Origin of the sequence: Opacimonas viscosa (assembly GCF_024199005.1) — a bacterium.
Taxonomy (GTDB): Bacteria; Pseudomonadota; Gammaproteobacteria; order Enterobacterales; family Alteromonadaceae; genus Opacimonas; species Opacimonas viscosa.
The window spans coordinates 1-271 of sequence record NZ_JANATA010000134.1; the positions used below are offsets into that span (position 1 = coordinate 1).

Sequence of the window (271 nt, forward strand, 5' to 3'; positions counted from 1 at the left end):
TTTTTTTGTATATCCATACTGTAACAGGGTAAGCATTTTGCTATCCTGTTATTATTGTATTCTGTTGGGATTGCTTTTTTGAAAGGCTTAGTGTTTTTTCTTTGCATTATTGTATTGTTGGTTCTGGCCGTTGCGGTCGGCTCTCAAAATGATGCAGTTATCTCGGTAAATTATCTGATCGCCAAAACTGAAATGACCATTGCCAGTCTGATTGCCATAGCAGTTGGTCTTGGGGTTGTAGTTGGCGTGTTGGCGGTATTGAGTAGTTGGC

At 40.2% G+C, this 271-nt stretch carries 1 protein-coding gene; it reads left to right on the plus strand.

Annotated features, from left to right (window positions below):
• Positions 1-78: 78 nt before the first annotated feature.
• A partial coding sequence (locus NLF92_RS13010) for a lipopolysaccharide assembly protein LapA domain-containing protein (RefSeq protein WP_254102640.1) occupies positions 79-271 on the plus strand: 193 nt, incomplete at its 3' end.